Raw genomic sequence first — 25,906 nt, forward strand, 5'->3', positions numbered from 1 at the left:
AGCCGTCCACCTGCATGCATGTCATAGAGCTGGAGTTTTTCATGCCGAAGATGAAGACGAAGAAAAGCGCCTCCAAGCGCTTTACTGCCCGTCCGAATGGCTCGTTCAAGCGTGGCCAGGCCTTCAAGCGTCACATCCTGACCAAGAAGACCACCAAGAACAAGCGTCACCTGCGCGGTACTCAGGACGTCCATGAGACGAACCTGAAGTCGGTGCGGGCGATGATGCCTTACGCATAACCCTTACGAAAACGAAAGGAGAATTACATGCCTCGAGTAAAGCGTGGGGTCACTGCACGGGCCCGTCACAAGAAAGTTATCGACGCTGCCAAGGGTTACCGCGGCCGTCGCAATAATGTCTACCGTATCGCCAAGCAGGCGGTCATGCGTGCTGGCCAGTACGCGTACCGCGATCGCCGCAACAAGAAGCGCGTGTTCCGCGCTCTCTGGATTGCGCGTATCAACGCCGCGACGCGTGAGCATGGCATGACCTACAGCGTGTTCATGAACGGTCTGAAGAAGGCCTCGATTGAACTGGACCGCAAGGTGCTGTCGGACATGGCTATTCACGACAAGCCTGCCTTTGCCGCCATCGTCAACCAGGTGAAAGCCACTGTTGCCTGATGCCGGCTGCGGCAACCCGTAGAGGTTGCCGGGCAAGCACCGACCGCAAGGTCTGCTGAAACGGGGCTCTCACGGGCCCCGTTTTCATTTTCGAATGCCGCTTCGGCGATTGCTGTGCAGTCCTTGCCGCAAGCAGTGCCGAAACGCCATTCGAAACGAACACCAACCCACGCCGCGACGGCAGCAATGTCACGGCGCCAAGCTATTTCCACGACCGCCATGTCCCAGGATCTGGATCAAATCGTCGCCGACGCCCAGGCCGCTTTCGCCGCCGCCAACGACAACGCCACGCTGGAAAACGAGAAGGCCAGGTTCCTCGGCAAGACCGGCGCGCTGACCGAACTGCTCAAGGGCCTCGGCAAGCTCGACCCGGAAACGCGCAAGACTGAAGGCGCGCGCATCAACCAGGTCAAGCAGCAGGTCGAAGCCGCGCTGACGGCGCGCCGCCAGGCACTGGCCGATGCGCTGATGAATGCGCGCCTGTCTGCCGAGGCCATCGACGTGACCCTGCCGGGCCGCGCGGTCAGCCGCGGCAGCCTGCACCCGGTCATGCGCACGTGGGAACGCGTGGAACAGATCTTCGGCTCGATCGGCTTCGACGTGGCCGATGGTCCCGAGATCGAAACCGACTGGATGAACTTCACCGCGCTCAACAACCCGGACAACCATCCGGCGCGTTCGATGCAGGACACGTTCTATATCGACGGCCGCGACAGCGACGACAAGCTCCTGCTGCTGCGCACGCACACCAGCCCCATGCAGGTGCGCTACGCGAAGATGCACGTCGAGAAGTACGCCGGCAAGGCCATGCCGCCGATCAAGGTGATCTGCCCGGGCCGCACGTACCGCGTCGACAGCGACGCCACGCACTCGCCGATGTTCAACCAGGTCGAAGGCCTGTGGATCGGCGAGGACGTGAGCTTTGCGGACCTGAAGGGTGTGTACACCGACTTCCTGCGCAAGTTCTTCGAGCGCGACGACATCCAGGTGCGTTTCCGCCCGTCGTACTTCCCGTTCACGGAACCGTCGGCCGAGATCGACATGGCGTTCGGCAACGGCAAGTGGCTGGAGATCTCCGGCTCCGGCCAGGTGCACCCGAACGTGCTGCGCAATATGGGCCTGGACCCGGAACGCTACATCGGCTTCGCGTTCGGCTCGGGCCTGGAGCGCCTGACGATGCTGCGCTATGGCATCAACGACCTGCGCCTGTTCTTCGAAGGCGACGTGCGCTTCCTGCGCCAGTTCGCCTGACGCGCGCGTCCAGCCCTTCGTCAAAGACATCACAGAATACTTACCGGATCAGAAGCGCCATGCAATTCTCGGAATCCTGGCTTCGCACCTTCGCCAACCCTGAAAAGATCTCCACCGACGCGCTGTCGCACAGCCTGACCATGGCCGGGCTCGAAGTGGAGGAGGTCGGCCCGGTCGCGCCGCCGTTCGACAAGATCGTGGTCGCGCACGTGCTGTCGACTGAGCGCCATCCCAATGCAGACCGGCTCAACGTGTGCCAGGTCGACGCCGGCACCGGCGAGACGCTGCAGATCGTCTGCGGTGCACCCAACGTCAAGCCCGGCATCAAGGTCCCGTGCGCGCTGGTGGGCGCCGTGCTGCCGCCTGCAGAGGCCGAAGGCAAGCCGTTCGAAATCAAGGTCGGCAAGCTGCGTGGCGTGGAGAGCTACGGCATGCTTTGCTCGGCGCGCGAGCTGAAGCTGTCGGAAGACCATGGCGGCCTGCTGGTGCTGCCGGAAGATGCGCCGGTCGGCCAGAACATCCGCGAATACCTGGACCTCGACGATCAGGTCTTCATCATCAAGCTGACGCCGAACAAGGCTGACTGCCTGTCGATCCACGGTGTGGCGCGTGAAGTGTCGGCCCTGACCGGCGCTACGCTGACGCTGCCGGACATGAAGCCCGTGGCGGTCACCATCGACGACAAGCTGCCGGTAAAGGTGTCGGCGCCCGACCTGTGCGGCCGCTTCTCGGGTCGCGTGATCCGCGGCGTGAACGCACGCGCGGCTACGCCGGCCTGGATGGTGCAGCGCCTGGAGCGCTCGGGCCAGCGCAGCATCTCGGCGATGGTGGATATCTCCAACTACGTGATGCTCGAGCTGGGCCGCCCGTCGCACGTGTTCGACCTGGACAAAATCCACGGCGGCCTCGATGTGCGTTGGGGCCGCAAGGGCGAACAGATCAAGCTGCTGAACGGCAATACCATCGAGGTGGACGAGCAAGTCGGCGTGATCGCTGACGACAAGGAAATCGAGAGCCTGGCCGGCATCATGGGTGGCGACAGCACTGCCGTGACGCTCGACACGACGAACATCTACCTGGAAGCCGCGTTCTGGTGGCCGTCGGCCATCCAGGGCCGCGCGCGCCGCTACAACTTCTCGACCGATGCGGCGCATCGCTTCGAGCGCGGCGTGGACTATGCGACGACGGTTGAGCATATCGAACGCATCACCGCGCTGATCCTCGAGATCTGCGGTGGCCAGGCCGGTCCGGTCGATGACCATATCGTCAATCTTCCGCAGCGTAGACCGGTCAGCCTGCGTCTGGCGCGTGCCGAGCGCGTGCTGGGCATCGAGCTGTCGTCGGCCGTCGTGGCTGATGTATTCCAGCGCTTGCAACTGCCGTTCACGCGCTCGCAGGGCGCCGACGGCGAAGTGTTCGAGGTGACCCCGCCGAGCTATCGCTTCGACATCGAGATCGAAGAGGACCTGATCGAAGAAGTCGCGCGCATCTACGGCTTCGAGCGCATTGCCGCGCGTCCGCCCGTGGCGGAGAGCGAAATGCGCCCGACCAACGAAGGCCGCCGCTCCACGCACGTAGTGCGCCACGCGCTGGCCGCGCGCGACTACCAGGAAGTCATCAACTTTGCCTTCGTGGAAGAGAAGTGGGAGCGCGACTTCGCCGCCAATGACAACCCGATCCGCTTGCTGAATCCCATCGCGAGCCAGCTTGCGGTAATGCGTTCCTCGCTGATCGGTGGCCTGCTCGACAAGGTGCGCTACAACCTGAATCGCAAGGCCGCGCGCGTGCGCCTGTTCGAAGTCGGCCGCGTGTTCCATCGCGATGCCGATGTGAAGGACGGCGGCCTGACGGTGGCCGGCTACCATCAACCGATGATGGCTGCCGGTATCGCCTACGGTCCCGCATTCGAAGAGCAATGGGGCATCACCACGCGCAACGTCGATTTCTTCGACGTGAAGGGCGATGTGGAAACGCTGTTCTATCCGCGTGTTGCTCGCTTCGAACCGGTCGAACATCCGGCTTTGCACCCGGGCCGCGCGGCACGCATGCTGATCGACGGCAAGCCGGTCGGCGTCGTGGGCGAAATGCATCCGCGCTGGCTGCAGGAGTATGAACTGACGCAGGCGCCGGTACTGTTCGAACTCGAGCTTGACGCACTGCGCGAAGCAGGTCTGCCGACCTACGCCGAGATCTCGAAGTTCCCTGCCGCCGTGCGTGATCTGGCGGTAGTGGTGAAGCAATCGGTACGCGTGCAGGACATGCTTGACAGCATGCGCGCCGCGCTCGACAAGCAGGGCTGTGGCCGCTTCTGCCAGAGCCTCGTGCTGTTCGACGAGTTCCGTCCGAAGGCTGCTTCGGCCGCCATTGGGGCCGACGAGAAAAGCCTTGCGTTCCGGGTGACCTTGCAAGATACTGGGTCGACCCTGCAGGACGAGACCGTCGACAGCGCGGTGCGCTGCATGGTCGACGCATTGGGCGAAGCCTTCCAGGCTCGCTTGCGCGGCTGACCACCAGCACATACCACAGACAGGGCGCCCGGGCAGTGCACCCGGGCGGATCGCCAGACAGAATTCCTTGAGCGATCGACATGAAAGATCGAGACGCGAACTCCATGACCGCAGCAGCTTTGGGCGAGATGAGCGACCGGCAGGCTTCCTCCCGCGACGACTCCATGCCGGAAAACCGCGCCGCCGAGGTGCCGACGCTGACCAAGGCCGAACTCGCCGAAATGCTGTTCGACCAGGTCGGCCTGAACAAACGCGAATCGAAAGACATGGTCGAAGCCTTCTTCGACGTCATTCGGGAAGCGCTGGAGCAGGGCGACAGCGTCAAGCTCTCCGGCTTCGGCAACTTCCAGTTGCGCGACAAGCCGCAGCGCCCGGGCCGCAATCCGAAGACCGGTGAAGTCATTCCCATCACCGCGCGCCGCGTCGTGACATTCCACGCAAGCCAGAAGCTCAAGAGCCTGGTGGAAGAGCGTGCGGGCCTGGACGTGCCGGGCTGACCGAAGGGGCCTCACCCCAACGGCGGATTGCTTGGCGCAGCAGGCGTCTGTATGCTTCATGGCGCGCTGATCCACGCGCCAACTCGAACCGGCCGGCATGGCCTGACGCCTGTCTACACCACTCATGTCGGACAAATCCAGCGAGCGCATAGCGCTACCGCCCATCCCCGCCAAGCGTTACTTCACCATTGGTGAAGTCAGCGAACTGTGCGCAGTCAAGCCGCATGTACTGCGCTACTGGGAACAGGAATTCACGCAGCTCAAACCGGTCAAGCGCCGCGGCAACCGGCGCTACTACCAGCATCATGAAGTCCTGCTGATCCGACGCATCCGTGAACTGCTGTACGAGCAGGGCTTCACGATCAATGGTGCGCGCAATCGGCTGGATGAAGGGCGGCACGCGCATCATCATGCTGAGACCGAGACAGAAGAATTGGCTGTGGAGACTGCGGCGGAGACGTCGGTGCCGTCGGTGGATATCGCCAGTCTGCGAGGTGAACTCATCGAGGTGCAGCACCTGCTCGCGCAGCTTCAGCAGATCGCGCGGCGCACATAAATTTCACCAGCACCGCTGGTCAGCGGGGAAATGCGTCTGCTATAATCTTTTTCTTCGGGGCGTAGCGCAGCCTGGTAGCGTACCTGCATGGGGTGCAGGTGGTCGGAGGTTCAAATCCTCTCGCCCCGACCAGTAAATAAAAGGCCTGACAGGTTTTATCTGTCAGGCCTTTTGTCTAATTGGCCGACATCCTCAATCGCGCTACTGCCTTGTGATCGGCTTCTGGGCGTTGCTGTCATGTACAGGTTCATTTGCACGGGCTCGGGAGACGGTGCGATCGAACGTAATGGGGTCCAAAAAAAGCGCTGCGCGCCACTCAATCCGCCAACGGAAACCCAAACACATCGTCAGCCAGGTCGCGCTCGAAGCGTTCCACCCAGAGCACGCCATCCGCTGTCGTGTATCGTTCGAACTGACTTCCCACAACACGCCCAACGTTGATGGTCCGCTGCGCGGCGGGTCGGTTATCGTCTTCGGTCAGTTCAAAATCTTCGACAACAAAACCATGCCGCGCACAGGCAGTTTCAAAGGCGTCCCGTTCTTCCGCAGGGAATTCGTGATAACGCTTTAGGACCATGGGCGTCTCCCAGGCTCTTTGAGGTCATCGTAGCATCCCGATAACGCTTACGCATGCCGACGCGAGAGCCGGTGGATCAGGTCGGCTTGACGAGGAAAAATAGCCACAAGCTCCAATGCATCTGCCAGCTCGAATTCACTGAACTCGAACCCTGGTGCAACGGTGCAACCAAGCAGCGAAAAATCCTGCGAACCTGACGGCACGCGTTCGGCGGCAAACCAATGATTGGCAGGAACCATGGCCTGAAACACAGCCCCGTGGTGCTCCAGCGGATTGCCAAGCCGATGCGTGACAAGGTTGCCGTCGCTGGTCAGGACATGCACATCGAGCGGAGTGCCCGCGTGGAAGTGCCACAGTTCATCCGACCGGATGCGGTGCCATGCGGAGAAATCGCTGTCGCGCAGCATGTAGTAGATGGCCGTCGACGCGCTGCGCTGCCGGCCATCGCTGCATTGGATATTCTCCGCGCTTCGGTAGGTTTCACGGAAATACCCGCCTTCTGGATGGGGCAGCAGATCCAGAGCTTTGATCAGTCGATCAGCGGCGTAGTCAGCTAGCATGGTATCGGCGGGAGGTCTCTTTCAGAGCAGTGCAAATTGCGCGCGGTCGGGGCCGATGAAGGCCGGTCGGCCAACCGGGTAGCGGTGGTGGTTGCCGCTCACGTCGAATGACAGGAAATCGGGCGTCCAGCGCAAGCCTTGCAATTGCCTTGGCTCGATGCCCTGCACGACGATGGCGCCGTTGCCGACGCTGACGTGTGCGCAAGACAGGCGCATGTACTCCGCATCGTCCCCGAAATAGTGCGCCTCCAGCAAGATGGAATCGGATTGATAGAGCGGCATGGCAGTGCCTTTGTGAGTACTGTATGGATGTACAGTATAAATGCCGAGGACGCGTGCGTCATCTCCTTTGAGCGTGATATTGAGTGACGAATGCGGCATGCGCCGACTGCGTTTCAGGCTTTGGTATAACCTGAACCATATGGGGTACGAACGCCGCTCCACGTAGCTCCGTGAAATCTAAGGGGGCAGCCATGGCGCATTGTCATAACAGAGCCTGCTGGTTTGGGCTGGGTTTGCTCTCCGGCGCTGCTGCGGCGTGTCTGGGTGCGTGGCTGGCGAACGGCGCGCGTCGCGATGCCGGGGCGGACATGGCCGCTGCCATGCTCGCGGAGCAGGAGCAGGCGGTGGACCCTGAGCCGTTGCCGGAAGCGGCCACCGATATCATCGAATACCGCGGTTTTGTGGTCCATGTGTTCTGCCATGCGCTGGGGGGCGGCCGTTTTCGCGGCATCTGCGATATCTGGGATTCCGGCGCCGTCGCGCTGGAAGGCGGCTCGCCACCCACTACGTATCCGACACCGGAAGAAGCGCGCGTGGCAACCATCGCATGGGCACGCCAGTGGGTGCAGAACAATGGCTGAGATACTCGTCAACCGATGGATTGGCTGAACCCCTCGTATGTAGGGTAATTGCTGCGTCACTTTGCACTCAAGGAGCAGGTCCGCAGACCGTTAGACTGCCCATGGACATTTCCGACCGCCCTCACAAGTCAGCCTCCAATGCCGAACTCATCGGTTGGGCAGGCGCATCCCCCGAGGTGATCGCCAGGGTACTGAATTCCGCGCTGGCCGCTCAGGACCTGTCCGGCTTTGCTGCGCTGCTTTCGGACATTGCCCGAGACCGTGGCCTAAAGGGCCAGCGCGCCGCGCACCAGTCGATCTACGACATGCCCTACGCCAGCCTGCTGCCACGGCAGACACACCTGCTCGCGGACGCCTTCGAACTGGTGCTGTTGCTGGGGCTCGAATTCCGCCCGCACCAGCCCGACGAGGAACAGGAAGGGGAATAGGGCCGCGCGTCTCCTCAGCTTCGTTCCAGCATCCCGATCTCGCGGATAGCCACAGACAGCATCGACAGCCCCGTGGCGCCCGATGCGCGCTGGTCGGTCAGCATGCGGGTGAAGCGCTCGAGCGCGGTTTGCCGGCTGCCGCGCCAGCTGTCGATCAGCGGCTCGGCGGTGTTATAGGATCCAGCCTGCGCCAGCACGCTGGTCATCAGGGCGCGCTTGAGGCGTCCCAGATCATCCAGCGTGGTGGTGCGGGCCAGCAGGTCCCAGTGCGTATCCGCGGGCAGCGCCTGCGCGCGCTCGCGCAGCCAGCCGAAGCTGAGCTGGGTGTCGAGCGCGAAATAGACGCCAGCCACGAGTTCCAGCGGGCGATCACACGATGCTGCGACCTCTGCGATATCGAGCGCCGCAGCGGCGATATCGCTGCTGGCTACCTTCCGGGCCAGCGCCGGCTCGACGCCGGCTTCGGTCAGCGCACGCGTGCGATCGGCCAGTGCCGCGGCATCGGCCTGCGGTAGCAAGGCCGGCAATTGCGGGACCAGCCATTGGGCCGCCTGCGTGAAGCGAGTCATGTCCGCTGCAGTGCTGCCGCCAGTGCGCAGGTACCGGATGAACCAGAGGCAGGCCCTCTCAAGCAGCTGTCCGACCGCGCTGAACATCCGTGCCTGTTCGGCATCGGCTATGCGGTTGTCGAGGGCGTCGATGTCCTCCCACAGCGCAGTCAGCCCGAATACGTCGCGCGCGATCAGGCACGCGCGCACGATGTCCGCCGGACGCGCATCCGTCTCTTCCATGATGCGATGCACGAAGGTCGCGCCGATCCGGTTGACGAGCAGGTTGGTGAGGTGCGTGGCCAGGATTTCACGGCGCAGCGGGTGGCGCTGCATGGCGTCGCCGTAGCGCTGGCGCAGCGGGACCGGGAAATAGTCAACGAGCAGTCCTGCCACCAGCGCATCTTCAGGGACGTCAGAGGCCAGCAGTTCGTCGTAGAGCCACATCTTGCTGTAGGCGAGCAGCACCGCACGCTCCGGGGAGGTCAGCCCTTCGCCTGCGGCCTTGCGTTCGGCAATCTCTTCGTCGCCGGGCAGGAATTCGAGCGCGCGGTTCAGGCGGCCGGCGCGCTCCAGCCAGCGGATCTGGCGTGCCTCGCCATCGAGCAGCGCAGTACTGCTGCGGCCCGCGACCGACAGGGCCTGTGTCTGGTAGTAGTTGTCCTGCAGCACCAGCAAGCCGACTTCATCCGTCATCTCGGCCAGCAGCTTGTTGCGCTGCTTTTCCGTCATCTCGCCTTCGGCGACGACCTGGCCCAGCAGGATCTTGATATTGACCTCGTGGTCCGAGCAATCCACGCCGGCCGAGTTGTCGATGGCATCGGTGTTGATGCGTCCGCCACGGCGCGCGAACTCGATGCGGCCGAGCTGCGTGAAGCCGAGATTTCCGCCTTCGCCGACAACCTTGCAGCGCAACTCCGCGCCGTTCACGCGCACGGCGTCGTTGGTGCGGTCGCCGGCCTGCAAATGCGTTTCCTGGCTCGATTTGACGTAGGTGCCGATGCCGCCGTTGTACAGCAGGTCCACAGGCGCCATCAGGATCGCGTGGATCAGCTCCGCCGGCGACAAGGTGCTTGCGGTAATACCCAGTACGGCCTGGACCTGCGGCGACAGCGCGATGGTCTTGGCCGTGCGCGGGAATATGCCGCCGCCGGTCGAAATCAGTTTGGTGTCATAGTCGGCCCAGCTGGATCGCGGCAGGGCAAACATGCGAGCGCGTTCCTGCAGGCTGGAAGCCGGGTCGGGATCAGGGTCCAGGAAGATATGCCGATGGTCGAACGCGGCCACGAGCCGGATATGCGGCGACAGCAGCATGCCATTGCCGAACACGTCGCCCGACATGTCACCGACACCAGCTACTGTGAAATCCGTGGTCTGCGTGTCGATGCCCATCTCGCGAAAATGCCGCTTGACTGATTCCCACGCGCCACGCGCGGTAATGCCCATCTTCTTGTGGTCATAGCCGACCGAGCCGCCCGATGCGAACGCATCGCCTAGCCAGAAGCCATATTCGGCGGAGATCGCGTTGGCGAAGTCGGAGAAGGTGGCCGTGCCCTTGTCGGCCGCGACGACGAGGTACGGGTCGTTGTCGTCATGACGGACGACGTCAGGCGGTGGCACGAGCCTGCCGGCCACAAGGTTGTCGGTCAGGTCGAGCAGGCCACGCAGGAATGTCTGGTAGCAAGCGATGCCTTCCTGCAGGAAGGCATCGCGGTCCGTCGGCGGCGGCGGGCGCTTGACGACGAAGCCGCCTTTGGAGCCAACCGGCACGATCACCGTGTTCTTCACCATCTGCGCCTTCATCAGGCCCAGCACTTCCGTGCGGAAATCTTCGCGCCGGTCCGACCAGCGCAGACCGCCGCGGGCAACGCGGCCGCCGCGCAGGTGAACGCCTTCCACGCGCGGTGAATAGACCCAGATCTCGAACATCGGGCGTGGTTCAGGCAGCCCGGGAACTTGCGATGGATTGAACTTGAACGAGACGAAAGGCCTCGGTTGTCCGTCGGTATCGCGGTGGAAATAGTTGGTGCGCACGGTCGCATTGACCACGCCGAGGAACAGGCGAAGGATGCGGTCCTCGTCGAGGTTCGGTACCTGGTCCAGTGCAGTCTCGATATCGGTAAGTAATTGCTGGCAACGCGTGTCGCGCGTAGCGGTCGTAGCGGGATCGAAGCGTGCGACAAACAGCGCCACCAGTTTCGCAGCAATGCCCGGATTGCCGGTCAGTGCGCGTTCGATGTACGCATCGCTGAAGGTCGAGCCGACCTGGCGCAGGTACTTTGCGTACGCGCGCAGGATGGTCACATCGCGCGCGGCAAGCTCGGCGCGCAGCACCAGCCGGTTGAGGTCGTCGTTCTCGATCTCGCCATTCCATGCACGTGCGAACGCGTCTTCGAATAGCGCCTTGATGCGCTCGATATCGAAGTCGGCACCGCTCGCGCTGTCTGCGATCTCGAGCCCGAAGTCATGAATCCAGACCGGCGCGCCGCCATCGGGCTCGATCAGGTAGGGCCGCTCCTCGTCCACGCGCACGCCAAGGTGTTCGAGCATCGGCAGGCTGTGCGAGAGCGCAATCGGTTCGCCGGCGCGGTACACCTTGAAGCGAAACGCGCCAGGGACTGCCTCGATTGGGCGGTACAGGTTCATGGCGATGCCGTTGCCGTGCAGCGCGTGCTCCATCAGCTCGATGTCGCGCACAGCGGTGCGGGCCGGATAGTCTTCGCGATAGCCTGCGGGGAAAGAGCTGCCGTACTGGCGCAGCAGGCGGTTGCCTTGCTCCTCGCCCCGGCTTTCATGCAGGGCAGCGGCCAGGTCGTCCTGCCAGCGGCGGCTCGCCTGGACGATGCGTGATTCCAGTTCCTGCGTATCGACCTGCGGCATGCTGCCGGGCTCGCTACGCACGATAAGCTGGATCCGCGCCAGCGGCGATTCCGACAGCAGCGGCGTGAACTCGCAGGCGCTGCCGTGGAATGCGCCCATCAGGATCTTCTGGATCTTCTGGCGCAGGTCGGTGTTGTACTTGTCGCGCGGGACGAACACCAGGCAAGACACGAAGCGGTCGAAGCGGTCGCGCCGCACGAACAGGCGCGTGCGCTGGTGTTCCTGCAGGCGCAGGATGCCGATCGCGATGTCGAACAGTTCGTCCTCGTCGATCTGGAACAGCTCATCGCGCGGATACTGTTCGAGGATGGTGACCAGCGACTTGTACAGGTGGCCCTTCGTCAGGAAGCCGGCACGCGCGAGGATATTCGCGCACTTGCGCCGCACCTGCGGAATCTCGGCAATCGGTGAGGTGTAGGCTGTGGACGTGTACAAGCCCACGAAGCGGCGCTCGCCGAACAGCTTGCCGTTGGCATCGAGCAGCTTTACGCCGATGTAGTCGAGGTAGCCAGGCCGGTGCACCGTGGCGCGCGAATTTGCCTTGGTCAGGAAGATCGGCGAACTCCCCTGGATGATGGAAGTGGCCGCGGCGGGCAGCGGGGTGAGGTCGTCGGCTTCTGGCGGGCGGAGGCTTTCGCGCAGGATGCCGCAGCCAGTGTCCGGCATGCCGCGCAGGAAATAGCGCTGGTCCTGCGAGACCAACTGATAATCGCGCTGCCCGAGGAAAGTGAAGTGGTTGTCGAGCATCCACTGCAGGAAGGCGCGGCCTTCGGTGCTGTCCGCAGTGGCGGCATCCGGGGCCTGCGCCATATTGCCGATCGTGGTCTCGGTGATATCGCGCATGCGCTGCCAGTCTTCGACCGCGGCACGTACGTCGCCGAGCACGCGCGCAATGCCGGTGCGCAATGCTTCCAGTCGCGCCGGCTCGCCGGTCCGGTCGACCTCGAAATGGATAAACGATTCCAGGCGCGATGATGCATCGCCGCCGGCGCCGCCCACCTCGATTTTTTCGATGCCGCCCTTGGCGGACCGCCACACACGGAACACAGGGTGGATCGCGGAGTGCAGGGCCAGGCCCAGCCGGTTGATCTCCATGGTCACGGAGTCGACCAGGAAGGGCATGTCGTCGTTGACGATCTCGACCACGGTGTGGTCCGAATGCCAGCCGTGCTCTTCCAGGTTGGGGTTGTACACGCGAATGCGCGCGGTACCCGGTACGAACTTCTGCGCGGTTTGCCAGTGCGCCATCACGGCGCCATACATATCGGCGACTTCGCGGTGGATCAGGTCATCGGAATCGGTCTGGTCGTAGTAATGGCGCAGAATCGGTTGGAGCAGCTCGAACCCTGCGGCGGGCAACCGCTCCCGCGCGAACGCCAGCATTTCTTCCTGCAGGTGTGCGACTTTTTCTTCGTTCTCCTGCGGCATGGTGCCTCCTTGCGGTATCGGGCGCGGGCCGGTGATGTCGCGCGCCTGTACGCAGGCGGGGCATGTGCCGGGGCATGCTCATACTTTAGGAAAAAACAGGACGATGCGAAGGGAAAGTCGTCACGGCGAGCGGCCGTGCGCCCGCGCCGCCAGTGCGGCGCGTGTTCAGTGCCATCAGGCGCTCGGGATCAGGCCCCCGGCGTCAGGCGCACGCAGGCCGCGAAGTGCCGGTACAGGAGGATCGGCTTGCGCAAACGAGTGCGGCGGCCGGCTCGTTCGTCGTGCTGCGGCTGCGGCGCTCGGAATGATCGCTCAGCGTCAGTTTCATGCGCTGCAACAGCGTGCCCAGCGCTACGCGTTCCTGGGAATTGAACGGCGATACCGATACCGAATGCAGCGCTTTTACGGCTTGCCATACGCGTTCCAGCCGGCCTTCTGCTGCAGCGCAGATGTGCGGAGCGGCGTTGGAGTCGGCGCATTCGATCCAGCCATCGCGCAGCAGATCGCTCAGCAAACGCTCCGAACAGGCGGCATCGATCAGCATGGCACCGGCAAGCGGCTCATGACGCACGAAGGTATTTTGTCGGATGGCTCGCAACAACAGCCACTTGGCGTAATTCAAACCGGAAGCAGCCAGCGTCTGCTCCAGCGCTCTTTGCCACGCGGTGACAGCGTCCACCAGGGCAAGAAGAACCGGCTCGTTGGGTTCGAGTGGTTTGGGGTTCATGATTGGCGTCTCCTCATGTCTGTCGCCGACATTACAACGCTCTTGGGCCGGAGCTTGGCCGGCCCGGGCGGCACAGGTGCCGCGCCTCGAAATCAGGGTCAAATCGGGGCGGTCTTTCCTGATAGCGGCAGACACTACCAGAAGCGAATGTTTTTTGTATGTTCCCTAGGGTTTGTCCTGTCGTGCGCCAAGCCACAGCGTCACATGGCGCCCAATGCAAGCGACATTGCCGGCACTTCACTTCGCGCACCAGCTATGAAGATTGCGACTTAAACGTATGAATTTATATCCCTGTGGGAATGTATGCGCGTGGCTACACTGCTTTTCCAACCCCGGCGCTAAAGCCAAGGGGCGCACGGGCGGACCGGAACCGCCCGGCAACCGGAGATGTTGATGTACAAGGAACGCATTCGCCTGCCGCGGCTGCTCGACAAGGTGGTCTCGGCCGACGTGGCCGCCGAGCTTATCCGCGATGGCATGACAGTGGGCATGAGCGGCTTCACCCGGGCAGGCGACTGCAAGGAAGTGCCATTTGCGCTGGCGCGCCGCGCCGCCACCGAGCCGCTGCGCATCACGCTGATGACCGGCGCATCGCTCGGCAACGACATCGACAAGGTGCTGGCGCAGGCCGATGTGATCGCGCGCCGGCTGCCGTTCCAGTCCGATGAGACGCTGCGCCGCAAGATCAACGCGGGCGAGGTCATGTTCATCGATCAGCATCTGTCTGAAACGGTCGAGCAATTGCGCTCCGGCCAGATTGCCCCGGTGGACGTAGCGGTGGTCGAAGCGGTGGCGATCACGGAGCAGGGCGGCATCGTGCCCAGCACGTCGGTCGGCAACTCGGCGAGCTTTGCCATGCTGGCACGCAAGGTGATCGTCGAGATCAACATGAACATGCCGCTCGCGCTCGAAGGTTTCCATGACATCTACTTCCCGGTGCAGCGCCCGTACCGGCAGCCCATTCCGCTGATCTCCGCCGAGCAGCGCATCGGCCTGCCGTATATCCCGATCGATCCCGAAAAGATTGCCGCCATCGTTATCACCGGCAAGGACGACAGCCCGTCCAACGCGCTGCCGCCCGACGAAGGCACGCGTGATATTGCGGGACATCTGAGTACATTCCTGGATCGCGAAGTGCGCGCCGGACGACTGACGCCGTCGCTGCAGCCGCTGCAGGCCGGCATTGGCACGATCTCGAACGCGGTGCTGCACGGCCTGATCGACTCGCCGTTCCACGACCTGAAGATGTACTCGGAGGTGCTGCAGGACAGCACGATCGAGTTGCTCGATTCGGGCCGGCTTGCGTTCGCATCGGCCTCGTCGGTGACACTGTCACGGTCGGTCTACCAGCATTTCCTGGCCAACCTGGAGCGGTACCGCTCGCGCCTGGTGCTGCGGCCGCAGGAGATCAGCAACCATCCGGAGATCTTGCGCCGGCTCGGGCTGATCACCATCAACACCGCGCTCGAGTGCGACATCTACGGCAACGTCAATTCGACGCATGTCGGCGGCACGCACATGATGAACGGCATCGGCGGCTCCGGCGACTTCGCTCGCAACGCGCATCTGTCGGTGTTCGTGACCAAGTCGGTGGCCAAGGGCGGGGATATCTCCAGCATCGTGCCGATGGTCTCGCATGTGGACCACACCGAGCATGATGTCGACATCATCGTGACCGAACACGGTCTGGCCGACTTGCGTGGCCTTGCACCGCGCGAGCGTGCCAGGCAGATCATCGACAACTGCGCTGACCCGGCCTACCGCGATGTGCTGGGTGACTACTTCCGCCGCGCCAGCCGCCTGGGCGGTCAGACGCCGCACTTGCTCGAAGAAGCGCTGTCCTGGCACGTGCGATATCGCGATCGCGGCACGATGCGCGAGTCCGTGCCCCAGCATGCCATGGCTGCCTGATAGCCGGCTTCCTTCAGCGCCATAAGCAAACAGCCCGCAAATGCGGGCTGTCTTGTTTCCGTGGCCTGCTCTGGAAAGCAGGCCTAAGGGGCTTACTGCGACTTGGCCGCAGGTGCCTTGGCACCGTCGGTGTACGGGTCGAACTTGCCGGCCTTTGCGCCGTCGGTGTACGGGTCAGGCTTGCCGGACTTGGCACCGTCGGTGTACGGATCGTACTTGCCCACCTTCGCACCATCGGTGTTCGGGTCGAGCTTCTTGCCAGCCAGGTCAGCCTTGGTCGACTGCTTCGCACCATCCGTGTATGGGTCGAACTTGCCAGATTTGGCGGCGCTCTGGTTCGGACTGGCCTTCTTCTTGGCGTGGCTGCCGCCGTACAAGTCGCCGCCCTCCGTGTAGTTCTTCTGCGCGTACGCAAGCTGGGTAGCACCGAAGGCAGCAAGCGCGGCAACGATCAGGGTGGGAACGGTTTTCTTGAGCATCTTCATCCTCGCGAGTAGCGGTCGCGCAGCGCCTGCGCGATCCGGTTGGGGCCGAGTTTGGCGGACTCCACGGCTAATTTACCGAGACGGCGCTGGTCCGCAAAGTGAAACTTTCTTCTGAATGTATTGAACGCCTTCTCGTCCTGAACGGTACTGTGCAAGATCAAGTTGACGCAAAATAAGTATCTGAGATCCCTGATAGTGCGGGCTTAAGCATAAAAAAAGCCGGCTGGATCGCAGCCGGCTTCTTGCTTGGCGAGAGACCGCTTATTCCAGCGTGATGTTCTGGTCATGCGCAATCTTCTTGCGCAGGTCCAGTTCACGTTTGATCTGGGCGGCATACTGCGCCGACGTGTTGCCGTCGGGATAGGCGCCGCTATCCGCCAGTCGACGCTTGACCGCCGGATCCTGCAGCGCCTTGACGGCGGCGTCATGCACGCGCGTGATAATGGCGGCAGGCGTGTTGGCTGGTGCGACCAGACCATACCATGCCATATTGTTCATGTCCTTCATGCCAGCTTCCGCAAAGGTCGGCACGTCAGGCAACCCTTCCACACGCTTGGGCGCGGCCACAGCCAGTGCGCGCAGCTTGCCGGCCTGGATGAACGGCATCGAGGACGGCAGGTTATCGAACTGCACGTTGACCTGGCCGGCCAGCGTGTCGTTCAGCGCCGGACCCGATCCGCGGTACGGAATATGGACCATGTCGGTCTTGGTGATGTCCTTGAACAGCTCGCCATCCAGGTGCGAAATGCTGCCCTTGCCAGCCGACGCGTAGCTGTACTTGCCCGGGCTGGCCTTCAGCAGTGCGACGAATTCCTTCAGCGTCTTGGCGGGAACCTTCGGGTTGACCGTCAGCACGTTCGGCACGTTTACCAGGTTGGTGATCGGCGCGAAGTCCTTGATCGGGTCATACGGGTTGCGGGCGTTGGTGGCCGGGTTGGTGGCCATCGTGCTCACTGTGGCGATGCCCAGCGTGTAGCCGTCCGGCGCGGACTTGGCCAGTGCATCGGCGCCGATCGCGCCGCCGCCACCGCCACGGTTTTCCACCACGACGGGCTGACCGAGTTCACGGCCGAGCGCGTCGGAAACGGCGCGCGCGACGATATCGGTAGTGCCGCCTGCCGCGAACGGCACGATTAGTCGGACCGGCTTGGTCGGGTAGCTCTGCGCCTGCGCGCTGACGTGGAACAGGCCAAGGGCCGCGATGCAGGCCGCAGCGCCTGCTTTGAGAACTGCTTTCAAGGAGTGCCTCCGTTCTTCATTCACTGATTGTCGGCCAGTCCGGATACTGGGGCGTTCTTCGGGACGATTATGGTTCGCCTGCGCTTGTCGGTGAATCGCGTCCGGTCCTGGCTCAGCGGACTGATTATCGTTATGCGATAGCCAGCCAACAGCATCGAAACGATTTGTTCCGCAATACGGAACTACGTTCCGCGTTGTGCGCCGACGGCCATTCAACAGGGAAAGGGCGGGAAACGGTATCGGTAAGAACCCGCGTATCAAGAAACGAGGCGTGCTGCCGTGGGAGGCAGCGGTCCGTGTGGACGAGGGAGGGCGAAAAGCAAAAAGGCCAACCTTGCGGTTGGCCTTTTTTCGAATTCGCTGGTGGGGCGTGAGTGACTCGAACACTCGACCTACGGATTAAGAGTCCGCTGCTCTACCAACTGAGCTAACGCCCCAACGAAGAAAAAGATTTTAGCAAGGTATCTAGTAAGACGCAATAGGGAAGTGGAAATTTCTTTTGATGCACTCAAGGCTACAATGCCGACCGTTCCCAACGGCCGTTCCGACAACGTTCATGCATGCCCGGATCCTGCGCTATCTGGATGAGGTGGTACGCCGCGGCTCCATCCGCAAGGCCGCCGAGTCTCTGCATGTGGCGCCCACGGCGATCAACCGGCAGATCCTCGATCTGGAAGCCGAGCTTGGTGCGCCGGTCTTCGACCGCATCAACAAACGTCTGCGCCTGACACCGCTTGGTGAGATGGTGCTCGCGCACGTCCGGCAGACACTGCGTGAGCATGAGGCGCTGCGTGAGCGGATCGAAGAGTTCAAAGGTGCCCGGAGGGGCGAGGTGACGGTAGCGGTGACGGCCGGGCTGGCCGGATCGTTGATGCCGTCGCTGACCCACGAATTTCACCAGCGGTATCCGGGCATTGTTGTGCGGGTGGTCGACCTGCCGATTGCCGATATCGTCCTGGCTGTCGAGCAGGGCGACGCTGACCTCGGCCTCGGCTATGACCTGCCTGCCGCGCCGGCGCTGCGGATCCTGGGGACGAGCGACTGGCAGATCGGTGCTGTGGTACCTCCCGGTCATGAGTTGGCGGCACAACCGTCGGTCTTGCTAAGTGAATGCGTCGGCTATCCGCTCGTGCTGCCGGCGCCATCGCTATCCATCCGCGCGATTCTCGACGATGCCTTTGCGCGTCATGCAATTGACGTGACGCCTGCTGCCGAGTCGACCTCGATGGCGCTGATCCAGCGCCTGGTCATGCTGGGTAGCGGCATTGCGCTGCTCAATCCACTCGACATCATGGATGAGCGCGAGCGCGGTGCTCTCGTCCTGGTGCCGCTGCGCGACCGCTACCTGCGGCGCCAGACGCTGGCGCTCGTCGCACGCGCGCAGACCGTGCTGAGTCCGGCGGCCGAGTTGATGGCGGCAGATATCGGCGAGCGGTTGGCCGCGCTGTTCGCGCAAGGGCATTGATCGCGTAGGTGTCCACTTTTTGTGGACATCGTTGGCGAAATTCTGCGCTTTCGGATTGACGGCGCGAGTCATAGACTCGCCCCATGCCAATCCGCCGAGAGTTGCCGATATGACCCTGATCGCCCTGAATGCCGATGTGCTCGTCACCATGGACGCGCAACGGCGAGAAATTCCCGATGGCGCGCTGGTTGCCGAAGGTCCTGCGGTGCAATGGGTCGGGACTACGGCGGATCTGCCGCTCGAGTATCGCCGCAAGATCGACGACGGTACGGCACAGATCATCGACATGCGCGGCCACGTGGTGACGCCGGGCCTGGTCAATACGCACCATCACATGTACCAAAGTCTGACGCGCGCGGTGCCCGCCGCGCAGGATGCCGAGCTGTTTTCGTGGCTGACCAATCTCTACATGCTGTGGTCGCACCTGACGCCGGAGATGATCCGCATTTCGACCAAGACCGCGATGGCCGAACTGATGCTGTCGGGATGCACGACCACGAGCGATCATCTGTACCTCTATCCAAACGGCTCGCGCCTTGATGATTCGATCGCCGCGGCGCAGGAAATGGGCATGCGTTTCCACGCGGCACGCGGCTCGATGAGCGTCGGCCGCAGCAAGGGCGGTCTCCCGCCCGATGTGGTGGTGGAGGAGGAGGCCGCAATCCTGCGCGACAGCCAGCGACTCGTGGAGCAATACCACGACGGCTCGCGCCACGCGATGCTGCGCATGGTGCTTGCGCCGTGCTCGCCGTTCTCCGTGTCGCGCGACCTGATGCGCGAATCGGCGGTCATGGCCCGTCACTACGGCGTTTCGCTGCATACCCACCTGGCCGAGAACGATAACGACATCGCCTATTCGCGCGAGAAGTTCGGCCTCACGCCCGCGCAGTATGCCGAGGACCTCGGCTGGGTCGGACACGATGTCTGGCATGCCCACTGCGTGAAGCTGGATGACGAAGGGATTGCGCTGTTTGCGCGTACCGGCACGGGCGTAGCGCATTGCCCATGCTCGAACATGCGGCTGGCATCCGGTATCGCGCCGGTGCGCGCCATGCGCGATGCCGGCGTCAAGGTCGGGCTGGGTGTGGATGGCAGCGCCTCGAACGATGGCGCCCACATGCTTGGCGAAGCGCGCCAGGCACTGCTGTTGCAACGTGTCGGATTTGGCCCGGCCGCGATGAGTGCGCGTGAGGCGCTGGAGATTGCAACGCTCGGTGGTGCGCGAGTGCTGAACCGTGATGACATTGGCGCGCTGGCGCCGGGCATGGCGGCCGATTTCGTGGCGTTCGATATGTCGGCCGTGGGCTTTGCCGGCGGCGGACATGACCCCGTCGCGTCGCTGGTGTTTTGCACGCCCGCGAATGTGGCGACCAGCGTGATCAATGGCAGGGTCGTCGTTCGTGACGGCGAACTGCTGACGGCTGACCTGCCGGTCGTACTGTCGCAGCACCGACAGCTCGCGCGCACATTGTTCGAGCGCGCACGCGACGGCGGAGCCTGAGCGTGTCTTGGTGCCTGCTATCTGGCAGGCACTGAATAATCCAATCAGACGCCGGAAAACAAAAAGGGCCAACCTTGCGGTTGGCCCTTTTTTCGAATTCGCTGGTGGGGCGTGAGTGACTCGAACACTCGACCTACGGATTAAGAGTCCGCTGCTCTACCAACTGAGCTAACGCCCCAACGAAGAAAAAGATTTTAACATGATTTCGGAGTTTGTCAAACACCTGTGTGCATGAATCATGTTTGGCATGCGAGGCATTACGGCTTGCGGCGTCGGCATCGCTCGGCGCCGCAATGGAACCGGCGGCCCCATCCGGTTGTCATTCGATTGAGCGCATCAGCGAGGGTCGGCGCATACGATATCGCTCCGGCCATGTTAGGATGTTTCTCCACTTGCATATGGAGGGCTGCACCGATGGAAATCAAGTTCCAGGAGCAAGAGCGCTACGACATCAACAACGAAGGCCTGCTGTTCCACGCGATCGTCAATGGCGAGCAGGTAACGTGCGTGGTGACACGCGAAGCACTGTGGGAAGGATTCAGTGCCGATCAGGTTCTTTCGCTGGAAGAAGCCTTCCGCGCCGGCCGCGATACGATCGAACGTGCAGCGGTGGTGCTGATAGAACAGGGCGTCCCGCAGCCGGTCGTCGTCAAGCGCGCACACGTGGCGCCGGTCTGATTCGGATGGATGCCCCGGCCAGCCGCAGGCAAGCCGCGGGCGCCCATCTCACATCAGCCTCATCCCGGTAGCACTGCATTCCACGCAGCCGCTACGGCTAACTTGTCATACCCTCGCTGCACGGGCTCTCTCCGGTGTCAGCTTCCCGTCTCAATCCACTGGATTCTGTTTTTCCGACGCTGACGTCATAGCGTTTCTGCGTGCGTTTGCGCGCCGGGGCGTTGGGCGCACTCTTCGAAGATGCGCACCTTGCACTGCGCGCAGACATCGGGCGGCAGCTGGCCGATGATGGTGTGCAGCGCCTGACGCTTCGTCGAGAAGACGTGGTCGGGACCGAGCTTGCCGGTGAACCCGGTCTGCTCCCACGTCTGCAGCACCTGCGTGCGCGGACGGTGGAAGTACAGGTCGCCGCCGGCGGCACGCCGCTCCGACAGTTCGGCTTCCCACATCTCCGCGCCGGCCAGGTCGATGAAGTTCATGCTCTTGGTCATCGCCAGCAAGTGCTTCTGGCTGGCATTGACCGTGCGCAGCCAGTGCAGCCGATCCGTCACGTATTGCACGGCGCCAAAGTAGATGGCGCCTTCCATGCGCAGCAGTTTGAGTTGCGGGCACTCCGGTTGAGGCCGATGCAGTTCGTCCAGTGGCGTGAAGCGGCGGCCCGGATCGTCGGCGTCGGGTACGAGGCTGCGCACCGCGGGTCGTGAAGTACGGTACAGGTAGGCAACCAGCGACAGGATCGTGCCAAGCAGCACCGCCATCTCCAGGCGGATCATCAGCGTGGCGGCAAATGTGCCGACCGCGATAGCGAACTCCGTACGACTCAGCGCCGCGATGCGCCGCAGGCGCGCGAAGTCGAAGAGTCCCCATGCGACAAGCAGCAGCATGGCCGCGATCGCGGCGAGCGGAATCTGCGCCAGAAGCGACGCGCTGACGGCGACCAGTGCCAAGAGCCAGAGTGCCGAGAACACGCTGGCCAGCGGCGTCTTCGCGCCGGCTTCGAAGTTCGGTACTGAACGATTAAGCGAACCGCACGAGATATAGCCGGAGAACAGGCCCCCGGCGATATTGGACAGCCCCTGGCCGATGAACTCGCGGTTGGCGTCAATATGCTGGCCTGACCGCAGCGCCACGGCCTTGGCAATCGAGATCGACTGGCCCAGCGCAACGATGGTAAGGGCCGAGGCAATGCCGAGCAGGTCCGGCACGCTGCGCCACGAGATATCGGGCACATGGAAGGCCGGGATGGCGGAGGGAATCGGCCCGACCACGTTGACATGGTGTCCGCCGCCCCAGCCGGTGCGGTTCAGCAGCAGGGCGACGCCGTAGCCGGCCATGAGTCCGAGCAGCATGAACGGCAGCCGCTTGCCAAGCCGCTTGAACAGCAGCGTTGCCCCGAGCGTGACCGCGCCCACGGTGGCAGCCCCCCAGTTGATCGCGTCAACGTTGTCGGACAGGAAACGCAGCACGCCGAACGCGCTTGTGCCGGTGGGCACCGCCAGGCCAAACAGGTCCTTGAGCGCGTACAGGCCGATCAGCGTGGCCGCGCCACACGTGAAGCCGAGCAAGACGGAGGGGGAAATGAAGTTGGCCAGTGTGCCAAGCCGCAGCGTGCCGACCGCCAGTTGCATGAGCCCGACCAGGATCGTGACCGACAGCGCCAGGCCGATATACGCCGGGCTCCCAGCGAATGCCACGGGGCTCAGCATCGCAAACAGCGCGAGCGAATTGGCGTTGGTCGGGCCCGACATCACGTGCCAGCTTGATCCAAACAGTGCGGCGACAATGCACGGCACCACAGCCGTGTAGATGCCGTACTCGGGCGGCAGGCCCGCGAGCGTGGCAAATGCCACGCCTTGCGGCAGCACGAGCACGGCGCCGAGCAAGCCCGCTATCCCGTCCGCGCGCAACGTGGCGCGGGATACGCGTTGCGTCCAGGGAAGCAGGCGCTGCAGCCGGGTGCCGGGGCTGGTTGCGGAGACAGTCATGGGCGGGGAAAAGGGAGGAGGGCAGGCATCGGCAGCACGCTGCGCGATGACGCGGCCGGCGCCGTATGGCGGGCCAGCCTTGGCAAACCAGTGCGTTGGCGACGGCGGGGTGATGCGGGGGTCATCGCCGCAGTGTAGCGGCGCACCCCGTTCGCCGCGAGCCGGGCTTGCCCGGACTTGCGTGAACGGAGCACGCGGTTCAGCCGCAGTTCAGCGTGGCGACCACCGGCGTGTGATCGGACGGCTGCTCCCAGGTGCGCGGCGCGCGGTCGATCACGCATGCCGAGCAGCTGCTGGCCAGTTCCGGCGACAGCAGGATGTGGTCGATGCGCAGGCCGGCATTGCGCCGGAAGGCGAACATGCGGTAGTCCCACCACGAGAACGCTTTTTCAGGCTGTTCGAACTTGCGGAACGCATCGGCCAGACCGAGTTCGACGAGCGCGGTGAACGCTGCGCGCTCCTGCGGCGAGACCAGATTCTGGCCTTCCCACTTGGCCGGATCGTGCACGTCGCGGTCTTCCGGGGCGATATTGAAATCGCCGAGCAGCGCGAGCCGCGGATACTTCGCGAGCTCTTCGCGCAGCCATGCCGTCATGGCGTCGAGCCACTTGAGCTTGTAGACGAACTTGTCGGAATCCGGCGCCTGCCCGTTCGGGAAATACGCGCAAACCAGGCGGATGTCGCCATACGTGGCTGCCACGACGCGCTGCTGCGCATCTTCGAAGCCCGGGATGTTGCGCACCACGTCGACCGGACCGGGCATGCTGGCATCGCGCGCAAGGATGGCGACGCCGTTGTACGTCTTCTGGCCCGTGTACACGCTGTGGAAGCCGGCGTTCTCAAGTTCCGCAAGCGGATACTTGTCGTCAGGCAGCTTCAGTTCCTGCAGGCACAGCGCGTCGATCGGCGCGCCGGCCTGTTCCTGTTCCGTCAGCCATTGCAGCACCTGCGGCAGGCGGACCTTGAGGGAGTTGACGTTCCAGCTCGCAATGCGAAGCGGCCCCGACGTAGGCAGCACCGCGCTCATGCTGCCATGCCTCCGTGGCGCAGCAGCGCGTCGATCTGCGGCGCGCGGCCGCGGAACGCGACGAACGAATCCATGGCCGGGCGGCTGCCGCCGACCGACAGGATCTCGCGCTGGTAGCGAGCGCCGGTTTCACTGTCGAGCACGGTGCCCGAAAGTTGCGCGGCTTCTTCGAACGCGGCATACACGTCGGCCGACAGCACTTCAGCCCACTTGTAGCTGTAGTAGCCCGCGGCATAGCCGCCAGCGAAGATGTGGCTGAAGGTATTGGGCCAGCGCGACAGCGGGTACTGTGGCACCACATGCACGCGGTCGTTGATCTCGCGCGACAGGTCGAGCACCGACTTGGCACCTTGCGGATCGAAGTCGGTGTGCAGGTGCATGTCGAAGGACGAGAACACGATCTGGCGAAGCGTCATCATGCCGTTCTGGAAATTCTTGGCGGCGAGCATGCGGTCAAACAGCGCGCGCGGCAGCGGCTCGCCGCTGTCGACATGCTGCGTCATGCCGCTGAGCACTTCGAATTCCCAGCAGAAGTTCTCCATGAACTGGGACGGCAGCTCGACTGCATCCCATTCCACGCCGTTGATGCCAGACACGCCCAACTCGCCAACCTGCGTCAGCATATGGTGCAGGCCATGGCCGAACTCATGGAACAGCGTGATGACTTCGTCGTGCGTGAACAGCGCGGGCTTGTCGCCGACCGGCGACGAGAAGTTGCAGGTCAGGTAGGCCACGGGTGTTTGCACCTCGCCGTCTGCGAGGATCTTGCGCCCACGCGCATCATCCATCCACGCACCGCCGCGCTTGCCCTCGCGCGCATAGAGGTCGATATAGAACTGGGCGAGCAGCGTGCCATCGGTCGCGCTCACGCGGAAGAAGCGCACATCCTTGTGCCAGGTCTGCGACTGGTCGGGCTGGATCTTGACCGAGAACAGCCGCTCCACAGCACCGAACAGGCCCTGCAGCACCTTGTGCTCGGGGAAGTACTGCTTCACCTCGTGTTCGGAGAACGCATAGCGCTGCTCGCGCAGCTTTTCGGAGGCGTAGGCGACGTCCCACGGTGCGAGTTCGGCCAGTCCCAGTTCCGCCGCAGCGAAGGCCTTGAGTTCGGCCCAGTCCTTCTCGGCATACGGACGCGCCTTGACGGCGAGTTCATCGAGGAACTTGAGCACCTCGGCCGGCGATTCGGCCATCTTCGGCACCAGCGAGACTTCGCCGTAGCACTGGTAGCCGAGCATCTGCGCTTCTTCGCGGCGCAGCGCGAGCTGCTCGCGCATATTGTCCGTGTTGTCCCAATCGGCCTGGCCGTTGCCGTACTGCGGGCCCTGCGCCGACGCACGTGTCACGTTGGCTTCGTACAGGGTCTGGCGCAGCGCGCGGTCGTCCGCGTATTGGAGCACGGGGAAATAGGACGGGAAGTGCAGTGTGAACTTCCAGCCGGCCTTGCCGTCCTTCTCGGCGGCGTGGCGCGCGGCTTCCTTCGCGTCTTCGGGCAAGCCGGACAGACGCGCGGGGTCTTCGATGATCAGCGCGTACGCATTGGTGGCATCGAGCACGTGGTCGGAAAACGCCTTGGACAGCTGCGCCTGGTGTTCCTGGATCTCGGCAAAGCGTGGCTTCTTGTCTTCGGGCAGTTCGGCGCCGCCCAGGCGGAAGCCGCGCAGCTCGTTCTCGATCAGCTGGTGGCGCGCGGCGTCCATGCCGGCGAACTCGGGGCTGGTTGCGAGCGCCTTGTACTTTTCATAGAGCGCCAGGCTCTGTCCGAGCGACGACCAGAACTCGGTCATGCGCGGCAAGTTTTCGGCGTGCGCCTTGCGCAGTTCCGGCGTGTCGGCGACCGCGCTCAGATGGCCGACCACGCCCCACGCGCGCCCCAGCGGCTCGGTGGCGGTTTCCAGTGCCTCGACGGCATTCCCCCAGTCGGCCGGCGTGGCGGGGTCTTCGGCGCGGGCCACGGCAGCCTGGGCACGCTCGAGCAGCACGTCGAGCGCCGGGCTGATGTGCTCGGGGCGGATCTCGGAGAAGCGCGGCAGGTCGGTGAAGTCCAGCAGTGGATTGTTGACGGCTTGGTCCATGGCGGTTCTCGGTTATCAGGCCTGAAGAGGCAATGGCTTGCAGATTGGGGCAGCCCCGGTGCTTTTCCAGTGCCGTTGCGGCACGTGCCGCAACG

22 protein-coding genes and 3 tRNA genes are annotated in these 25,906 nt (G+C 63.5%); 13 read left to right on the top strand and 12 right to left on the bottom strand.

What is annotated here, in order from left to right:
- Window positions 1-41: 41 nt before the first annotated feature.
- The 7 genes from rpmI to ACIGJG_RS06600 all read left to right on the top strand — a co-directional run bounded on the left by rpmI (window position 42) and on the right by ACIGJG_RS06600 (window position 5,566).
- Window positions 42-239 carry a 50S ribosomal protein L35 gene (rpmI, locus tag ACIGJG_RS06570; RefSeq protein WP_011297448.1) on the top strand — a complete coding sequence of 66 codons (198 nt, stop codon included), beginning with the start codon at window positions 42-44 and terminating at the stop codon, window positions 237-239.
- A 27-nt stretch (window positions 240-266) separates the two neighbouring features.
- Window positions 267-623 (top strand): 50S ribosomal protein L20, encoded by a 357-nt coding sequence (gene rplT, locus ACIGJG_RS06575; protein WP_008650487.1) that lies wholly within the window; start codon window positions 267-269, stop codon window positions 621-623.
- Between the two features lie 219 nt (window positions 624-842).
- Window positions 843-1,874, top strand: coding sequence for a phenylalanine--tRNA ligase subunit alpha (gene pheS, locus ACIGJG_RS06580; protein ID WP_011297449.1), 1,032 nt, complete (start codon window positions 843-845; stop codon window positions 1,872-1,874).
- Between the two features lie 59 nt (window positions 1,875-1,933).
- Window positions 1,934-4,381 (top strand): phenylalanine--tRNA ligase subunit beta, encoded by a 2,448-nt coding sequence (gene pheT / locus ACIGJG_RS06585; RefSeq protein ID WP_011297450.1) that lies wholly within the window; start codon window positions 1,934-1,936, stop codon window positions 4,379-4,381.
- A gap of 80 nt (window positions 4,382-4,461) precedes the next feature.
- Entirely contained in the window at window positions 4,462-4,878 is a 417-nt protein-coding gene (locus tag ACIGJG_RS06590) for an integration host factor subunit alpha (RefSeq protein ID WP_011297451.1), read from the top strand.
- 124 nt (window positions 4,879-5,002) lie between these two features.
- On the top strand, window positions 5,003-5,434 hold the full coding sequence (locus tag ACIGJG_RS06595) for a MerR family transcriptional regulator (protein WP_011297452.1): 432 nt from the start codon (window positions 5,003-5,005) through the stop codon (window positions 5,432-5,434).
- Between the two features lie 55 nt (window positions 5,435-5,489).
- A tRNA-Pro gene (locus ACIGJG_RS06600) sits at window positions 5,490-5,566 on the top strand.
- Between the two features lie 184 nt (window positions 5,567-5,750).
- On the opposite strand, the gene ACIGJG_RS06605 is transcribed toward ACIGJG_RS06600, so the two are convergent.
- From ACIGJG_RS06605 to ACIGJG_RS06615, 3 genes are read right to left on the bottom strand one after another with little or no spacing between them, the layout of a single operon-like run.
- Window positions 5,751-6,011 carry a hypothetical protein gene (locus tag ACIGJG_RS06605; protein WP_041679557.1) on the bottom strand — a complete coding sequence of 87 codons (261 nt, stop codon included), beginning with the start codon at window positions 6,009-6,011 and terminating at the stop codon, window positions 5,751-5,753.
- Between the two features lie 47 nt (window positions 6,012-6,058).
- Complete coding sequence (locus tag ACIGJG_RS06610; RefSeq protein ID WP_011297454.1) at window positions 6,059-6,571, bottom strand: cupin domain-containing protein; 513 nt, start codon at window positions 6,569-6,571, stop codon at window positions 6,059-6,061.
- A gap of 21 nt (window positions 6,572-6,592) precedes the next feature.
- On the bottom strand, window positions 6,593-6,952 hold the full coding sequence (locus tag ACIGJG_RS06615) for a hypothetical protein (protein ID WP_235679917.1): 360 nt from the start codon (window positions 6,950-6,952) through the stop codon (window positions 6,593-6,595).
- A 209-nt stretch (window positions 6,953-7,161) separates the two neighbouring features.
- Between ACIGJG_RS06615 and ACIGJG_RS06620 the strand changes: the two genes are divergently transcribed.
- Window positions 7,162-7,434 (top strand): hypothetical protein, encoded by a 273-nt coding sequence (locus tag ACIGJG_RS06620; protein ID WP_235679916.1) that lies wholly within the window; start codon window positions 7,162-7,164, stop codon window positions 7,432-7,434.
- Between the two features lie 101 nt (window positions 7,435-7,535).
- Window positions 7,536-7,862, top strand: coding sequence for a hypothetical protein (locus ACIGJG_RS06625; RefSeq protein ID WP_041679559.1), 327 nt, complete (start codon window positions 7,536-7,538; stop codon window positions 7,860-7,862).
- 14 nt (window positions 7,863-7,876) lie between these two features.
- Here ACIGJG_RS06625 and ACIGJG_RS06630 read toward each other — a convergent pair whose 3' ends face one another.
- Window positions 7,877-12,718 carry an NAD-glutamate dehydrogenase gene (locus ACIGJG_RS06630; protein WP_011297458.1) on the bottom strand — a complete coding sequence of 1,614 codons (4,842 nt, stop codon included), beginning with the start codon at window positions 12,716-12,718 and terminating at the stop codon, window positions 7,877-7,879.
- Between the two features lie 202 nt (window positions 12,719-12,920).
- Window positions 12,921-13,445 (bottom strand): MarR family winged helix-turn-helix transcriptional regulator, encoded by a 525-nt coding sequence (locus ACIGJG_RS06635; protein WP_011297459.1) that lies wholly within the window; start codon window positions 13,443-13,445, stop codon window positions 12,921-12,923.
- A gap of 393 nt (window positions 13,446-13,838) precedes the next feature.
- On the opposite strand from ACIGJG_RS06635, the gene scpC reads away from it, so the two are divergent.
- Entirely contained in the window at window positions 13,839-15,356 is a 1,518-nt protein-coding gene (gene scpC, locus ACIGJG_RS06640) for a succinyl-CoA:acetate CoA-transferase ScpC (RefSeq protein ID WP_011297460.1), read from the top strand.
- 92 nt (window positions 15,357-15,448) lie between these two features.
- Here the strand turns inward: scpC and ACIGJG_RS06645 are convergent, their stop codons facing one another.
- The 3 genes from ACIGJG_RS06645 to ACIGJG_RS06655 all read right to left on the bottom strand — a co-directional run bounded on the left by ACIGJG_RS06645 (window position 15,449) and on the right by ACIGJG_RS06655 (window position 17,517).
- Window positions 15,449-15,835, bottom strand: a complete 387-nt coding sequence (locus tag ACIGJG_RS06645; protein ID WP_011297461.1) for a hypothetical protein — start codon at window positions 15,833-15,835, stop codon at window positions 15,449-15,451.
- Window positions 15,836-16,102: 267 nt separating this feature from the next.
- Window positions 16,103-17,080 (bottom strand): tripartite tricarboxylate transporter substrate binding protein BugE, encoded by a 978-nt coding sequence (locus tag ACIGJG_RS06650; protein WP_011297462.1) that lies wholly within the window; start codon window positions 17,078-17,080, stop codon window positions 16,103-16,105.
- A 361-nt stretch (window positions 17,081-17,441) separates the two neighbouring features.
- Window positions 17,442-17,517, bottom strand: a tRNA-Lys gene (locus tag ACIGJG_RS06655).
- A gap of 119 nt (window positions 17,518-17,636) precedes the next feature.
- Between ACIGJG_RS06655 and ACIGJG_RS06660 the strand changes: the two genes are divergently transcribed.
- Window positions 17,637-18,545 (top strand): LysR family transcriptional regulator, encoded by a 909-nt coding sequence (locus ACIGJG_RS06660; protein ID WP_041679560.1) that lies wholly within the window; start codon window positions 17,637-17,639, stop codon window positions 18,543-18,545.
- A gap of 109 nt (window positions 18,546-18,654) precedes the next feature.
- Complete coding sequence (locus ACIGJG_RS06665; protein ID WP_041679561.1) at window positions 18,655-20,046, top strand: 8-oxoguanine deaminase; 1,392 nt, start codon at window positions 18,655-18,657, stop codon at window positions 20,044-20,046.
- 102 nt (window positions 20,047-20,148) lie between these two features.
- Here ACIGJG_RS06665 and ACIGJG_RS06670 read toward each other — a convergent pair.
- Window positions 20,149-20,224, bottom strand: a tRNA-Lys gene (locus tag ACIGJG_RS06670).
- A gap of 236 nt (window positions 20,225-20,460) precedes the next feature.
- On the opposite strand from ACIGJG_RS06670, the gene ACIGJG_RS06675 reads away from it, so the two are divergent.
- A complete protein-coding gene (locus ACIGJG_RS06675) occupies window positions 20,461-20,724 on the top strand; it encodes a DUF1488 family protein (RefSeq protein WP_011297465.1) in 264 nt (87 codons plus the stop codon).
- A gap of 185 nt (window positions 20,725-20,909) precedes the next feature.
- Here the strand turns inward: ACIGJG_RS06675 and ACIGJG_RS06680 are convergent, their stop codons facing one another.
- The 3 genes from ACIGJG_RS06680 to ACIGJG_RS06690 all read right to left on the bottom strand — a co-directional run bounded on the left by ACIGJG_RS06680 (window position 20,910) and on the right by ACIGJG_RS06690 (window position 25,811).
- Window positions 20,910-22,709: a SulP family inorganic anion transporter gene (locus ACIGJG_RS06680; RefSeq protein WP_011297466.1), complete on the bottom strand. Its 1,800-nt coding sequence runs from the start codon at window positions 22,707-22,709 to the stop codon at window positions 20,910-20,912.
- Window positions 22,710-22,908: 199 nt separating this feature from the next.
- On the bottom strand, window positions 22,909-23,736 hold the full coding sequence (gene xth, locus ACIGJG_RS06685) for an exodeoxyribonuclease III (RefSeq protein ID WP_011297467.1): 828 nt from the start codon (window positions 23,734-23,736) through the stop codon (window positions 22,909-22,911).
- Window positions 23,733-25,811, bottom strand: a complete 2,079-nt coding sequence (locus ACIGJG_RS06690) for a M3 family metallopeptidase (RefSeq protein ID WP_140950181.1) — start codon at window positions 25,809-25,811, stop codon at window positions 23,733-23,735. Before ACIGJG_RS06690 ends, xth begins: the two co-directional genes overlap by 4 nt.
- Window positions 25,812-25,906: the final 95 nt, after the last annotated feature.

Source organism: Cupriavidus sp. C1SS-2L, from assembly GCF_057073735.1.